Consider the following 15930-nt stretch of genomic DNA (forward strand, 5'->3'; position numbering starts at 1 on the left):
ACCCTGCCTCAGGTCATATACTGGACGACGTCATGCTCTTGGACGCCTTCTGCCGAGGGAAATTCGCGAGCAATCACACCCTGGCGGAGAACAACGAGACGGTCCGACATGCCGATGAGTTCCGGCATATCCTCCGACGACAGGATGATGGCAAGGCCCTCGGCCGCCTTCTGGCGGATGAGCCCATAGATCTCAACGCGTGCACCCACATCCACACCGCGCGTCGGATTGTTGAGGAGGAGCAGCTCCGGACCCACCGCGAGGCATTTGCCCAGCACGACCTTCTGCATATTCCCGCCCGAGAGGGAGCGGCAGGGCGCATCCGCGCCCGAGGTCCGGATGCCGATGAGCTTGATGAGCTCCTTGGACATCGCGCGGGCGCGCGACCTGTCGAAAAATGGCCCTCGCCTCGGCGGCCGCGCCATGACCAGATTGTCGAGCACGCTGAATCCCGCGATCAGCCCTTCATTGCCGCGATCGCCCGGAAGATGGGCGATCCCATGCTTCCAGGCGGCGCGCGGGTTGCTCGGATGATAATTCTTGCCCGCCAGCTGCATAAATCCGTGGCGCAGAGGCTCGTCACCGACGATGCCGGCGAACAGCGCCTCCGCCCCGGCACCCTTCAGACCGGCGAGGCCGAGGATCTCGCCGCGCCGTACCTCGATGGTGATCTCGTTCAGCTCCCGGCCGACTGCGACCTTCTCCGCGCGAAGAATCGCCGGAGCGGATAGAGCGGGCGGCGATGCCCGTGGCGGATAGGTGCCGTGCGTAAGATCGCGTCCGACCATGAGGCGATGGATCTCGCCCTCCTCGACCTCCGTCGCGCGAAAGGAGCCGACGAATTGTCCGTCCTTGAGAATCGTTAGATCATCGGCGGCGGCCAGCACTTCGCTAAGATGATGCGAGACGAAGCCAATCGTCATGCCCTGAGACTTCAGCTCTCGCATGACACGGAGCACGGCATCCACTTCCCGATGATCGAGATAGGCCGTCGATTCATCGAGCAGGAGGGTGTTCGGATTGGAGGAGATCGCCCGGGCAATCTCAATGCACTTCAACTCACCGAGATTGAGGCGGTCGATGCTGGTGGAGACGGAAATATCGACGCCGATGCGATCGAGGGCCGCCTGCGCCACCGTCGCCATCTGCTTCCGCTTCATGATCCCGAGCGGTCGTGCGTAGCTCCGCAGGTTGCCGATGAAGATATTCTCGGCGATGTTCAGCGAGCGGTTGATGGTGATTTCCTGATGCACCAGCGCCACGCCGCGCAATGTCGCATCGACGATGGACTGCGGAGCATAAGGTGCGTCGCGCAGCGTCATCTCTCCGCTGTCGGGGCGCATGGCGCCGCCCAGCATGCGAAGCGTGGTGGACTTGCCGGCACCGTTCTCACCGACGATGGCGTGAACCGTTCCCGTCCGCAGCGTGATCGACACGTCGCTGGCTGCTCGCGTCGGTCCGAACTGCTTGTAGAGATGCGCGGCAACCAGCGTCATGAATCGGATCGTGCCTGAAATAGCCGGTTCGCCAGACCACGCCGCATGCGGCGGGCCTGGCGAATAACCGGGCGTGTCGGAGTCTTAGTTGGAGTAGTGCAACTCATAGGCAGGGGAAGGCGCATTCGCGGTGTAGGTCTTGGAATGGGCCTTGAAGTCATAAGCAGGCTGTCCGCCCGGATAGTCCTTCACATACTGGTCGACCTGCGCCTTCGTCATCGGCAGCAGCTTGAGCTTGATGGTGGCGTCGTCCGCGGCGATCTTGTGGCCGTGCAGGTAGTCATACATGACGACCAGCGCGATGCCGCCCTGTACCCAGTGGCCGCCGATATCATAGAGCTGCTCGCCGCTCTTTACCTCGTCCACATTCTCGGGGTTGAGGTCCATGGCGGAAATCAGAACATCCTTGCCGGGAACCTTGCCCTTACTCTTCAGCGCCGCGATGACGCCCATAGCCTCGGCGTCATTGCCCGCCCAGACGCCAGTGATTTCAGGATGCCCTTCATACAGCGCCTCGAAGGCGGACTGAGATTGGTCGCGCACAAAGTTGCCGTCGACTTCGCCGGCGATCTTGACGTTGCCGTCTTCGGTGATCGCCTGGGCGAGGCCTTTGCGGCGATCGATGGCGACCGAAGTGCCGGCCGTTCCGTTGACGATGCCGATCACCTTTTTGCCGTCCGCGCCGGGCTTCACTTCAGCGAGAAGCGCCTTGCCCATCCGATAGCCGGCGTCGAAATCGCTCGGTCCGACGAAGGCGATGTAATTCGTGTATTTGCCGGTCTGGGGCGAGAACTTCGGATAGCTATCCGTCAGGATGACCGGAATGCCCTTGCGCTTGGCGAAGAGAATGGTGGGAGCGCCTGTCGACCAATAGCCCACGGAGATGATGCCGTCGACCTTCCGGGCAACGAGATCCTGGATCGACTGGATCATCTGGTCGGGCTTGTTGTCGGCGTTCAGAACTATCAGGTTCACGCCGAGCTGCGCGGCCCCCGTCTTCAGGAAGCTTATATCCTTGTTCCAGAACTGCGCATCGAGGGTCGGCACGACGACGCCGATGGTCGGCTTGTCCGCAGCCATCGCTGCGGAAGAAAAGCCCAATACCGCCGCCGCGGCTATGGCCGCTTTGATAGTAGACAGTCGAGACATGTTTCGTTTCCTCTTTAAGTCTTGTTTGGCGATGCCCAGTCCACCGGCGGCTCGACTTTCGATGCCGGCTCGTGCTCTTCCCTTCGTAAGCCTCTCTACTGGCCTTGAATATAGACCACATGCGTCTCCGTGAACTCGTAGAGCCCATGCTTGCCGTCCGCGCCACCTATGCCGGAACGCCGGCGCCCGGCGTGGAAGCCTTGCATGGCTTCGAAGCTCTCCCGATTGACGTAGGTCTCGCCAAATTTGAGCTCACGACTGGCTTTGAGGGCCGCATTGATATTGTTCGTGAAGATCGCCGAGGTCAGTCCGTATTCCGAGTTGTTGGCGAGTGTTATCGCCTCGTCCAGGCTACCGATTGCCTGAATCGGCAGGACCGGGCCGAAGATCTCGTCGCGCATTATCCCCATATCTGCTCGGCCACCCGTGATGATGGTCGGTTCGTAGTGATACCCGCTCGGCCGATCCGCTATTTTACCACCGCAGACGATGGTTGCCCCGTCTTTCCTGGCCTGCTCGACCGCAGCGCTGACCTTGTCCAGGCCGGTTTGGTTGACCAAAGGCCCCATATGAAGATCGTCCTCGGCCGAAGGATCTCCATACCGGGTCGCTTCGAAGAGGGTTTTGAGCTTCTCCACCAGCGCGTCGTGCACGGCATGCTCGACGTAAACACGCTCCGTGCAGTTGCAGACCTGGCCGGTATTGATGACGCGGGAGTCGTAGATGGCCTTGGCGGCGAGATCCAGATCAGCGTCGGCGAGGACAATCGCGGGCGCTTTGCCGCCCAGTTCCAGGTTGACGCGGGTCAGGTTCTTGCCGGCAAGCTGCATGATGTGCGAGCCCGTTTTAACGCTGCCGGTAAATGTGATGAGATCGACGCCCGGATGGCTGACCAGGGCCTCCCCGCAGGTCGCGCCCCGTCCACCGACGACGTTGAATACGCCAGCGGGAAGATCGGTCTCGGCCACAATTTCGGCGAAAGCGAACGCGTTGAGCGGCGTTTCCTCACTTGGCTTGATGACGATGGTATTGCCCGTCACCAAGGCTGGCGCCATCTTGCGGGCGATTAAGAAGAATGGGAAGTTCCACGGCAGGATACCGGCGACAACGCCTATGGGCTTGCGTAACAGCAATATGGTCTCGTTCGGCCGGTCACTTGTCAGAACCTCGCCCTCAAGCCGGCGCGCCCATTCGGCCATGTAATCGATATAGTCGGCCGTAAAATCCACCTCGATTTGCGCGAGGCTCCGTATCTTGCCTTGCTCGCGGAGAATGAGGTCGGCGAGCTCGAGTCTGCGTTCACGCAGCTTCGCCGCGATGGTGCGCAAATATCCCGCACGCCGGACTGCGGGGGTCTTTTCCCAACCGTCTTGGGCCTTGCGAGCAGCCTTGACCGCTGCATCGACATCGGTGGCGCTGCTGTCTGGTATCCGCCCGATCAAAGCGCCGGTCGCAGGATTCTTGACATCGATCAAACTGGAGCCGGTTCGCACGAACTTGCCGCCCACAAAATTGCGATAATCGTGATCGACGTTGGTGTAGTGCTGGAAATGGTGATCAGATGCAGCCTTCGCACTCATGGTTTCGTCTCCCGTATCGGCCGGATCGAGCAAGTCCGTCTTATGCCTTGGGACGACCATGCTCTGTTCGATACCGGCCGTCACTCGCCTACGGTGATTTGCATCGGCCTAAGTGGCTCAAGGATGAGCCACTTAGGCCGATGTTCCTGGCCTGAAATAGTTAGTCCTATCCATTGACGGGACTACTTGCCGGGTCAATGCTCTCGGCGAAGATTGTGTTGCTTGACCTTGCGCTTCATTGTCGCTCGACTGATGTCGAGGACTTTTGCCGAGGCTGAAATATTGCCGCCAGATCGCGCAAGCGCCCGCCTGACTGTTCCGCGCTCGGCATTGGCAATCGTATCGTCATGATCGATTGCCCCCCTCTGGAGGTCTGATGCAGGGATGCCGCTGCGCAAGGCGCCATCGGTGACGCCTAGCATCAAACGAGCCGCTCGCGTCGCTCCCAGCACGATGTCGTCTTCATCGACTGCGAGCAAGCCCATGCAGGCGCGTGTGCCATCGGGTATGGAAATGAGCCGGGCGCTGCCGAAGGCACTGCGGAAGTTGGCCGCTTCGATCTGCCAGGCGGCTTCCCGGACGGCAAAGGTCAATAAACCGATCAAGCCGTCGGAAGGTGCATTTCCGTAATAGGCAATGTCGAGAGCCGCGGCCAACTCACCTTGGTGATCGAAGATAGGTGCGACGGCGCAGCTCATCTCGACGTCACGTGCGTGGAAGTGGTCCTCTCGATGGATAGTCAGTTCACGTTTCTCGACAAGGCATGTGCCGACACCGTTGGTTCCCTCGTTCCGCTCACTCCAATCGACCCCAGGCCAAAGGCCAAGGCGGCGTAGACCCTCGATATCCGCGTCGCGACCGCGCCAGTGGACGGGAACACCGTCGTGACCCGCCAAAAGAATGCAGCAGCCCATGCCAAGGACCACGGCCTGCAACCGATCCAGGGTCGGGCGTGCCACTGAGATCAATGGCTCGAGACGCTGGTGGGACTCCCTCAACTCGGCACCGGAAAGCAGCCGACGGGGGACCTTGCCAGCGGGGTCGAGACCATAATTGAGTGTGCAGCGTCGCCAAGACGCGACAATTGCCGATCGAGCAGCCTCATCCGAGGCGACTGCGGTTCTTACGCGTTGGACATGCTTGCTTATCACTTGTGTCATGCGTTTTCCGCAGCGGTGTGGCCCGGGAGGCTCCGCGGCACCGCGAGAACCGTCGCGGACGCTTAGACCTTTTGAGCCTGGCGATCACACTTAGGCGCCTTCTGGCTGTCAAGCCGATAAACGACGAGCGTTCGCTAAATGTTCGCCGCGCGCATAGATCTTTATATCGGCGGCCCTTATTCATCCGGATAAACGCGCCCGTCGCTGAATCGCCGTCGACGCTGGGCCGTCGCCCCAGCCGCGACCTGATTCCAGTCGTACAGCATGGGCACCATATCGCCAGTCGCCCATCGCGCATTTTGATTGAGATACCAGGAACTGTCGGGATCGCCAGAGGCCCCGTGGAACACGATCCAGCGGCAATTGTCCCAAGCGCCGACATCGAACACGTAGCGGCACAGTGAACCAGATACGGCGCGGGTACCGACGCTCGCCAAACAACCCGTCGCGAAGACGGTGTCGTTGTCGCCACCGACCTCCGCCGAGAAACGATCGAGCGCCGCCGCTTGCTTAGGAAACGCCGCCGAAAGAGCATGTTTGAAACGGGGCAGATGTAGGCGCCCCCAGGTTTCGAGCTTGGTGTTGGCCGCGTCCCGCAGCGCCATTCGCAGAACGTCATCCCAGGACGCTCCTGACAGCAGCGACGTGTCATCGGCGCGCAGCAAGCTGGGAACGATCCACCAGAGCTGGTTTTCTGGAATGACCCCGGGCGCCGCCTGGGCATAGGGGGCGTCGCCCGCCGCGCACAGGCCCGAGCGCAAGGCAACCAACCGAGTCAAGGCGAGGCGCACGGCGATATAGGCGCTTGCTCCCTCCGAATCCCGATCCATGCGCCCATCCCACTCCATGATCAGGCGATGCAATGCGATCGCCACGGATTCAATCCCGGCCAAACGGCGCAGGCGGTCCCGCAATTCCTGGCCGGGAATGGTTTCTACATCGCGGTGGATCGCGGCCATGTCATCGACATTCGCTTTAGCGAGCATCGCCAGACGCCGCCAGATGCGTCGCGCCCGATGCGGCGGCATGGCATCGGTCGATAGGTATTCATCGTCATCATCGCGCGTCACGCGATTGTTCGCGGTCACGATGACGCCACCCGGCGGATTGATGGCGGACGGCATGCTTTCCCACGGCACCATGCCGTCCCATTCATGGGCACCGGTCCAGCCCGGCACAGGCAACCAGCCGTTCGATCGTGGACGGCGCGGTACCTTGGCGCGCACGCGATAGCCCACATTACCGGCAACGTCACCAGCCACGAGATTGTGGTCCATCATACCCCAGTCCCGCGTTGCCTCGTACAGCGCGGCGACGTTTTCGGCCCGCATCATCGGGATCATGCAGTTGAACGAAAGGTCGGTCTCCGCGAATTGCATCGAGCGCAACGCGAGCGCTGAGCCGCTTGCCGGGTCACCCGCGATGACCGGTCCGTGCCTGGTCTCCACCACTTCGACCGCGACATCCGCACCGCCCCGTACCCCGATCGTCTCGCGCCGGCGTCGCACCGGTTCCCATGTATCGCGAAAAAGCACGGTGGCGCCGCCATCGCCGAAGCATTCGACATAAAGGTCGTGGATATCCACAAAAGCATGCGTGACCGACCATGCGACCGACTCGCTATGGCCGAAATGTGGAAAGCCCGGAACGCCAGGCACGGTAAGCCCGATGACATCAAACTCGTCGCAGGCGAGATGCACCTGCGCATACATGTTCGGCATTTCCAGCACGCGATGCGGATCGCCAGCCAGCAAAGGCCGACCGGTCTCGGTGCGATCCGGCGCGAGAATCCAGTTGTTGCTGCCGCCATCGCTGACATCCGGAGCGGCGGTTCCGAGCAGGGCTTCGATGCCGGGCTTCAACTCTCGCAGTTCGGCCGTAAACGCACCCGTCTCCACTCCGGGCGGCAGGCACAGCAATTCGTTGCCGCCATCATCGAAACGCAGCTTGGCCACGTTCGCCACGCCGACGATCGGCAGCGCGACCGCTCGCCACAACTTCCACCACACCGACCCCATCAGAAAGCCGATCTGCCGCATCACTGCGATCGAATGCCATGGCTGCCAAGCGTCAGGCTCGGCGTTCAGGATGCCGTATTCAACGGGGCGATGACCGGTCCCGATGAAGGCGTTGACGCCTGCGGCATAAGCCTCAAGCATCGCGCGCGTTTCGCTGTTAAGAGCAGCATAGTCACGCTGCGACGCGCCCGCGGTGTCGAGCCGGCGCGCCACAACGTCACCCCCCAAGGCAGCCTGCCCGAGCCATTCCGCGTATCGGCCGGTTCCACGGCGCAGCAGCGCCTCCATTTGCCAGAGGCGATCCTCCGCATGCGCATAGCCGAGAGCGGTGAACGCATCCTGCCTGCCACGCGCCTTGATATGGGGAATACCCCACTCGTCACGCAACATCTCCACAATCGCGCCGGGCTTTGACATAATCAGACGCCAGACTCTTCCGTTCGCAGGAAGTTGTCGAGAACATTGCGTGTAATTTGTTGCGTATAGAAGCAGCCACGTTTTAGACCCATGACCCATTCGCAGGTAGCGGCCGTCACCACCTCCCCCCGCCCGCGCTTCATGGCGATGAGCATGCCCGCGCCATATTTCGATTTAGCCAGCACCTCAGGCGTCTGGGCGCCATGGACCATATCCGCCTTGCTGTATTGGTCGTGGCTGCCGATGTAATGCCTGTAGCCAAAGCCGTTATACTCTCCCTCGGCAAGGACGGCTGGAGACATCGCCAAGATCTCGACCTCCGCTGGCGTGCCATCCGCCCCTGTCGGATATGGCAGTCCGTCACAGAAAGTGTAATCCACGCCATCGACCTCATAGGCGAAAATCCGGGCTTCGGCACCGAACACGTCCCCATAGGTCAGGTCGGTATCCGCAAAGACCCAGTGCTCCGGCCGATAGAGTGTAAACCCCCGCGACCCGCGCGGAACAAAACCGCCCCAGGAGGCATAAACGCCGCCCAGCCCATTGACCCCAACGGTGGACGATCCTGGCCAGGCGACGCGATGATCCTCCCAGGCAGTGCTGAGGAGATGCGCGTCGGGCGTGTCGCGAACGGGATCTTCGGCAGGCGCGCGATGCTTGTAGCAGACCTGCTTGCGGCCCTGCTCCTCAAGCCGAATTTGCCAGGTGAAATTCGCCCCGAACCGTGCCAGCTTGCCGCCCTTTTCGACGTAGTTCTCTATCGCAACTCGCATATCCCGTGACCAATATTCGTCGTGACCGACGATTACCACGCAGTCATAGCCATCGAGAATTTCGGGATGGTAATGCATGTCGGTCTGCGTAATCGTGTCGAAGCCATATCCTTCGGCTTCTGCCCAAATGGCGAAGTGCCGGTCATACTGTGCCCAGCCGGAGGCCGCGTAGAAAAAGCCGAAGCCATTTGCGTAAGCCCATTCCTTCACTTCGTAACGCGGCGGCGCTTTGGGTTCCTGGCTGCTGGTGCAGAGCCGGGGAGCGCCATCCGGCAGCCAGACGATGCCGCGCGTCCAGGGGCGCTCAAGGCTTAGTTCGGGCGAAGCAAGATTGGCATCCGGACCGCTGACGCCGAGGTAGCTATTGGCGCCGCCCCAGTCGTTATAGGCCATCCATGTGGAGGTCGGCAGGACATGCAGCAGCCGTCCTTTCGTCGTCCGCTCCGTCGGGCGCACGACGAAGAAGTGATGCTGGACGAAAACGCCTTCGTCCCGCCGGGCACAGGTCGATTCCACACGGTAGAAGCCGGAAGGCGCATCTTCCGGGATGCGCCAGCGATGCGCCGCCGGCCAGCCGCAGCCGTGGCTGTACGCGTCCTTTGGCGCGGCTGTGAAATGACCGGGCAAGTTCGCGGCGAGATGCACACGGACAGGATGCAACCCGTCCCGCACGATCGCGAGGGTCCAGACGGATGCCGTGGTGCTGCTGTGAAAGACGACTTCCTCGCCCGGCAGGTACGAGATGGCGTTTGTATAGGTGTGAACTTCCGGCCAGGCCGGATCCTCACGCGGACCATCATACCAGCGAACCTCGTTCCAGCTGTGATCCGCGTGCCTCGGGCCAAGATAGCTGGGGCCGACATTCATGCGGTTGAATGACAGGCGGGCCGCGTCGTTTTTGTAGAGCATGACAGTAATCCTAGAGCGATCGCGAGAGGTGCCTAGATATCGATCGAAACGAGTCGGCCAGGAAGACCCAGCGTCACCCATAATCTTCGGTCGTGGACGCAGCAATTCGTCGGGTCGCTGCCAATCCCGGTGTCGATGACGCTCACTACCCGCGCGGCAGGATCAAGTACGGCGACGCGATCTCCGGTGCTGCCGGTGACATAGAAGCGATCATCGTGAAACACCATGCCGTCGGGCGCGAAGCGGTCGTCAAAGCTGTACCACTCCTCCGCCGGGCCAACCGCATCTCCGCGCCAGGGGAACCGCAGGATGCGACTTTCGGTCGAAAGCCCGACGAGGAGGGAGCCGTCGGGGTGAAAGACAAGACCGTTGGGAAATCCCGTCAGCTTCGCCAAACGCGACACCGTGCCGTCCGGCTTCGCGAGCAACAGCTGCCCGCCATAATAGCGCTCTGCACCCTGCGCCTCGTGCAGCACATCCCAATTCTGCGGATCGGTGAAGACAACGATTCCATTCGCGGCAAAAACGAGGTCGTTGGGGCGGTTGGGCCGCTCGCCCGGCAGATCGGTGGCGAAGTCGGACCAGCGTCCGTCTAGGGTTACCTTCTGCAGGCGGCCGTTAATCTGCGGATCCGCAAAGCCCAGCAAGCCTTTTGCAATCGGCCCAATACCGCCGTTGTTGCAGACCGTCAAAACGTCGTCAGGCCCAAGGCGCATTCCATTAGGTGCGCCTGGAACCGAACAGAGTTCCCGGCAAACGCCGTCACGATATGCCAGTATCTTGGAATGAACGAGATCCACGAAAGCGATCGACCCATCCGGCAGCGCGACCGGGCCTTCGGGAAAGCCTAGACCCTCGACATGGACTTGCAGCGTCGTCATATCCGGTCCCCCGATGCGAGAACCCCATGCTGTCCCGGCGAGATCGTCGGCGGGGGATCGCCATCGTGCCCGAGTCTCGCCGCGGCGATCGCCCTGCCTTGCGTCTGAGTCTCCTCGGGTGCGTAGTGGCAAGCCACCTGCGTGCCATCGGGGCCAACCGCCCGCAATACAGGGACGGTCGTTCGGCAGTCGGGCTGTACAATGGGGCAGCGAGGATGGAAGCGGCAGCCAGCGGGCACATGCGCGGGGCTAGGGGGATCGCCTGGCAGCAGAACGCGCTTCCACTGCTGGTTACGGCGTGCACGCGGCGTAGGTGCCGCGGATAGGAGCGCCTGGGTATAGGGATGCAGCGGACCGGCCATCAATGCCGGTCCCGGGCCGGTTTCCACCACCACGCCCAAATACATGATCGCAAGCCGGTCCGCGATATGCCCAAGTACGTCGAGGTCATGAGAGATGATGAGAAAAGCGACATTCCGATCGCGCTGGATCGAAAGCAGAACATTGATGATTTGCGCCTGGATCGAGGGATCCAGCGCAGAGGTCGGCTCGTCGCCGATCATCAGCTCCGGCTCTACCGCAAGAGCCCGCGCGATTGCGATACGCTGAAGTTGACCGCCGGAGAATTCGTCCGGGCGTTTGTCCAAGTCCGTCGCCGAGAGACCAACCGAGGTCAGCAGCTCCTCTATCTTCGCGTCGATACCGCCGGATGGGCTGAGACTGTGAACGTTGAAGGGCTCGCGCATGATCCGGCGCACGGTTTCACGCGCGTTGAAGGAGGCGAGCGGATCTTGAAAGACAGCTTGCATCCGGCGGCGCACCGGCAGCAAGCCCCGCGACGAGAGATGCGTTACATCCTGGCCGTCAAACCGAACCACACCGTCGGTCGCGTCCATGAGACGCAGCGCGAGACGGGCGAGGGTCGATTTCCCGCAGCCGCTCTCCCCGGCGACGCCCAGCGTTTCACCGCGACCGACACGCAGGGTCACGCCATCGACGGCCCGAACCGTCGCGCCGGCTCTGCGACCACCAAACACCTTGGTGACGTCTTCAAGCTCGAGCAGCGGCGTCACGCAACCAGCTCCGAGTGCCGAAACCCAACCAGCGGGTGATGACAAGCGGCCAGGCTGCCTGCAATTGGACGCAGCGACGGCATCGTTGCCCGACAATCATCTTGGGCATAGGCGCAGCGCGGGTTGAAGCGACAGCCGAGAGGTCGCGCATCCAGGGTCGGCGCCGAGCCAGGAATGACTTGCAACACGCTCTTAAATGGCGCGTCCGACATCGCGCCGCTCAGCATCAACGCCTTTGTATAGGGATGCGCCGGCTGGTTCATGATGGTCTCCACCGGACCAACCTCGGCAACCTTGCCGGCATACATGACCAGCACGCGGTCCGCGAGTTGCGTGACCACGCCCATGTCATGGGTGATCAGGATGATGGTGAGCGAACGCTCGCGCCTGAGTTCCGCGAATAATTCGAGGATCTGCGCTTTGATCGTCACATCCAGCGCCGTCGTCGGCTCGTCCGCTATCAACAGGCTCGGTCCGCAAGCGAGCGCCATGGCAATCATTGCGCGCTGCCGCATTCCACCACTGATCTCGTGCGGAAATGCCTGCGCGACGCGGGCCGGATCGGGGATATGCACGCGTTCCAACAGTTCGATGGCGCGGGTCGCGGCCGTGCGGCCGCTTCCCTTGCCGTGAACGATGATCGATTCCGCGATTTGATCACCCACGCGGATGACCGGGTTCATCGCGCTCAAGGGATTTTGGTAGACGATACCGATCTGGTCGCCACGCAAGTGGCGCAATTCCCGCTCCGGCAGCTCGAGCATCTCGCGTCCCTTGAAGCGAATGGAGCCGGTGCGGGTGGAACCACTGGGATTGAGTCCAAGGATCGCCCCTCCGGTCAGCGATTTTCCGGACCCGGACTCGCCGATCACCAGGAAGAACTCGCCCTCCTCCACGTCGAAAGACACGCCATCGACCGCGCGCCGTCGGCCGAAACTTACGGAAAGATCGCGGATTTGCAGCATCACGGCGCGACACCGCTTTCCCGATGAGACGCAAGTGAGTCACCAATAATCGAGCAGGCGGCGGTCGTTGCCATGATCATCACGCCGGGGAAGACCAGATACCACCAAGCGGAACCGAAATAATCCTGTGAATCACGGATAAGCAATCCCCATTCGGGTGTCGGGGACTGCGCCCCGAGCCCGAGGAAGGACAAGGCCGTGACGGCGACGAGCGCGTAGCCGATATCGGTTGTCACGCGCACATTCACTTCCTGCATCACGAAAGGCAGGATATGCCGCCAGATCAGTAACGTGGGCGATACGCCGATAGCCCGTGCCGCTTCGACATGCGGTCTTTCTCGAATACGCTGCACCTCACCCCGCACCAGCCGCGCGATGCCCGGCCACCAGATGAGGGACAGCGCCACGGCCACGCTGGTCAATCCCCGCCCGAGAGCGGCGGCAACCGCCAGGGCGAGCACCAGCGCGGGAAAACCAAAGAATATGTCGACGATGCGCATTAGGATTTCGTCGAGCCAGCGCGGTCCCACGCCTGAGAGCGCGCCATAGACAACGCCGAAGACGGCAGCACTCAGAACGATGGCGGCCGAGATGCCAAGCGAATACCGCGTACCATATACCACGCGGGAGAAGACATCACGCCCGCCCTCATCCGTGCCGAAGAGATGGGCGAAGCTGGGCGGTTGCAGGCGATGGAGGATGTCGAGTGCGACAGGGTTGCGCGGCGCAATGAGGCTCGGCGCAACAGCGAAGCAGACCAGCATCAGGACGAAAAGCCACGACAAGACAACCATCACACGCTCCGCCGAGACGCCGTGCGGGCGCCCGGGAGTGCTCGACTCACTCGGGGGTGCGGCCGCGCTCACGCGCGAAGGCTCCGCATGCGGGGATCTATGATGGGATAGAGGATGTCCAGGAGCACGTTGATGATGGAAAAGACGGCGGTCGACACCAATGCGAGCGCCACGACGGGTGCGTAGTCGAAGACTTGGAAGGACTGATAGGCGTAAAGTCCGATGCCCGGCCAGTCGAAAATCACTTCAACCAGGATCACCCAGCTTATCATATAGCCGAACTGGATGCTGGTGGACGCCAGAATCGGCGTCATCGCATTGCGTAACACGTGCCGGTACAGGATGCGCCGAGGTCCAACGCCCTTGCCCCTCGCCGTCCGCACATATTGCTTACCGGATTCCGAGATCAGCGCGGCCCGCGACATCCTGGTCCCCACGGCCAACAGGTTCAGGACGATTGCTGCCGACGGCAGGATAAGGCAGCTGAGCGCGCTAAGAAAGGCGCCCGGTTGGCCAGCAAGCAAAGTGTCCACCAAGAGGAAGCCGGTGACCGTTGGTGGGGCGATCGCCCGGAGAGGAAATCGGCCTCCGAGGGGAAGCAGTCCCAGCTTGTAGAAAAATAGAAATTGTAGGGCCATGCCTAACCAGAAGACCGGCATGCCGCTGCCCAGCATGGTAAAAAGGCGGATCCCGGAATCGAGCCTGCCGCCTGGCCGCTTCGCCGCGATGATTGCTAGAAACAAGCTGGTCGCAACGTAGATCGCGAAGCTGAAAAACAGGAGTTCGAGCGTCGCTGGCAGAAAGCTCGCCAGATCCTCGGAGACCGGTCGCCCGGTCCGCAAGGAGATGCCAAAATCTCCGTGCAACAGACCTCTCAGGTAGCTCAGATATTGTATCAGCAATGGCTGGTCGAGCCCGTATTCGGCGCGAATGCGCGCGACTGTATCGGCAGTCGCATTCTGGCCCGCCAGGAAGGCTGCCGGATCCGCCGGCACGACGTGGCTCAACACGAAGGTCAGTGTCGCCACGACAAACAGAACAAGGATCGCCCAGCCAACCCGCCTGAGCAGGAAAACCGTCATGCTTCGACCTGCCCTATTTCTTGTACAGCTCCCACAGTCTTACGTTGATGTATTCCGCCGGATCGATACGGTATCCACCGACGCCGTCCGGAACAGGCACAATCGTCGTCGGCCGTGCGGCCCAGATAATGGTATGCGAATTCACCACCATCTCGGATGCCTGCTTGAGCATCTCATAGCGCTTCTGAGGATCCGTGACCGTCGGGATTTCCTGGACGAGCGCATCGAGCTGCGGGTTTGAGTAATTGGCGGAATTGTAGAAGCCGCCCGTCAGATAGTGTGCCGCAAAAAACCGGGTCGGATCCGTCGGGCTTAGATTTGCATTGCCCAGCACGAAACAATTGCTTTTGTTGGACTTGATGGCTTCGATGGCCTGGACAAAGGGCAGCTGTTCGATCTGGACATTGATGCCGATCTGCGCCGCCGACGCCTGAAGAACTGTAGCGGCGAAGGCGAATTCGGAAAAACCCGATGGGATGGAGCATTTCATCGTCGGGTTGGAAAGACCCGATGCCTTGAGATCGGCCTTGGCGGCATTGAGATCCGTCTTGATGACCGCAAGGTCCTTTTCGGGACTGCCGGGGACCCAGGCAGGCACCGGCCCGCGAGGCGTGACAGAGGCGCCCAGAAAATACTGGTTCATCGCGTCGTAGGAAAAGGACTCCACCAGCGCCTTGCGGAACGATTCGTTGCTGGTCGGCGCGAGCTTCGTGTTGAGATAGATCGCCGGCCAGGCCCAGAGGTTGTTGCCTTCAACAAGGTAGAAGCCCTTGCTCTTGCCGATGCGCACCGCTTCGTCACGCGGGACGAAATTCGCGAGATCGTATTCACCGCCTTCAAGGCCGCGTGACCGGTCCGACGCCTGCGTGACGAACCTGTCGATCACATGGTCGAAGGGCTTTGCAGGAAACTGGCCCCACCAGGACTTGTTGCGCTCCAAGTCGATTTGGGCGCCCCGGGTCCAACTGAGCATCTTATAGGGACCGGTGCCATCGGCATGAGCGGAGAAATAGCTATCGCCGTGATCGGAATCGGCTGCGTGAGCGGCGATGTCCTTTGCCGACATGATTTCGATGCGCGACAGATTGGCTGCCAGATAGACATCGGGCTTCGCAGTTTCGATCTTTACCGTATGTGGATCGAGTACCGTCACGGTCTTGATGTCGCCCACCAGATAGCTCTGGCCCTGACCAATACGCAGGTCGCGCTCGATCGTGGCTTTGACGTCATTCGCGTCGAATGCCTGGCCATTGTGGAATGCAACGCCATCACGCAGCTTGAAGGTCCAGCTCGTGCCGTCCTCCGTCCAGCTCGTCGCAAGCGCGGGAAGGATATGGTCCGGGTGATCGAGATCAAAATTCGTCAGATGGTCGAAGACATTGCGCGCGATGGTCATCTCTTGATTGACGTCGCTCTTCGCTGGATCGACCGTACTCGGCTCGACCGCTTCCGCCCACACAAACAGTTTTTGGTCGGCGGCGCGGGCGCCGGTCACACCGCTGGCGAGCATCACGCCGGCGGCGAGTGCCATGAGGCAGGGCTTGGACGGCAACACGTGTCCTCCTTTACGCTGCGGTGCAGCTTCTTAAAGCAAGCGACCTGCCATCAACTGGGATGATGATAGGCTTGTGCA

At 61.3% G+C, this 15930-nt stretch carries 12 protein-coding genes; all 12 read right to left on the bottom strand.

From position 1 onward, the window contains the following. Positions 1-8: 8 nt before the first annotated feature. On the bottom strand, positions 9-1496 hold the full coding sequence (locus tag GSQ92_RS03185) for a sugar ABC transporter ATP-binding protein (protein ID WP_159013006.1): 1488 nt from the start codon (positions 1494-1496) through the stop codon (positions 9-11). A gap of 84 nt (positions 1497-1580) precedes the next feature. Beyond that, entirely contained in the window at positions 1581-2645 is a 1065-nt protein-coding gene (locus GSQ92_RS03190) for an ABC transporter substrate-binding protein (protein ID WP_158803993.1), read from the bottom strand. 95 nt (positions 2646-2740) lie between these two features. Beyond that, entirely contained in the window at positions 2741-4285 is a 1545-nt protein-coding gene (gene aldA, locus GSQ92_RS03195; RefSeq protein ID WP_216850251.1) for an aldehyde dehydrogenase, read from the bottom strand. A 134-nt stretch (positions 4286-4419) separates the two neighbouring features. Continuing rightward, positions 4420-5184, bottom strand: coding sequence for a GAF domain-containing protein (locus GSQ92_RS03200; protein ID WP_254066549.1), 765 nt, complete (start codon positions 5182-5184; stop codon positions 4420-4422). 377 nt (positions 5185-5561) lie between these two features. Then, a complete protein-coding gene (locus GSQ92_RS03205; RefSeq protein WP_159013008.1) occupies positions 5562-7820 on the bottom strand; it encodes a penicillin acylase family protein in 2259 nt (752 codons plus the stop codon). Positions 7821-7822: 2 nt separating this feature from the next. Further along, positions 7823-9502, bottom strand: a complete 1680-nt coding sequence (locus tag GSQ92_RS03210) for a N,N-dimethylformamidase beta subunit family domain-containing protein (protein ID WP_159013009.1) — start codon at positions 9500-9502, stop codon at positions 7823-7825. A 32-nt stretch (positions 9503-9534) separates the two neighbouring features. Continuing rightward, positions 9535-10383, bottom strand: a complete 849-nt coding sequence (locus GSQ92_RS03215; protein ID WP_159013010.1) for an SMP-30/gluconolactonase/LRE family protein — start codon at positions 10381-10383, stop codon at positions 9535-9537. After that, positions 10380-11456: an ABC transporter ATP-binding protein gene (locus tag GSQ92_RS03220; protein ID WP_159013011.1), complete on the bottom strand. Its 1077-nt coding sequence runs from the start codon at positions 11454-11456 to the stop codon at positions 10380-10382. The genes GSQ92_RS03215 and GSQ92_RS03220 overlap by 4 nt, the downstream gene beginning before the upstream one ends. Then, a complete protein-coding gene (locus tag GSQ92_RS03225; RefSeq protein ID WP_159013038.1) occupies positions 11453-12421 on the bottom strand; it encodes an ABC transporter ATP-binding protein in 969 nt (322 codons plus the stop codon). Before GSQ92_RS03225 ends, GSQ92_RS03220 begins: the two co-directional genes overlap by 4 nt. Then, on the bottom strand, positions 12421-13215 hold the full coding sequence (locus tag GSQ92_RS03230) for an ABC transporter permease (RefSeq protein ID WP_159013012.1): 795 nt from the start codon (positions 13213-13215) through the stop codon (positions 12421-12423). Before GSQ92_RS03230 ends, GSQ92_RS03225 begins: the two co-directional genes overlap by 1 nt. A 68-nt stretch (positions 13216-13283) precedes the next feature. Beyond that, the gene (locus GSQ92_RS03235) at positions 13284-14297 is read right to left on the bottom strand and encodes an ABC transporter permease (RefSeq protein ID WP_158803986.1); all 1014 of its coding nucleotides are present in this window, start codon (positions 14295-14297) and stop codon (positions 13284-13286) included. A 13-nt stretch (positions 14298-14310) separates the two neighbouring features. Next, entirely contained in the window at positions 14311-15852 is a 1542-nt protein-coding gene (locus tag GSQ92_RS03240) for an ABC transporter substrate-binding protein (RefSeq protein ID WP_216850249.1), read from the bottom strand. Positions 15853-15930: the final 78 nt, after the last annotated feature.

Source organism: Acidisoma sp. S159 (assembly GCF_009766125.1).
In the GTDB taxonomy this organism is placed as follows: Bacteria; Pseudomonadota; Alphaproteobacteria; order Acetobacterales; family Acetobacteraceae; genus Acidisoma.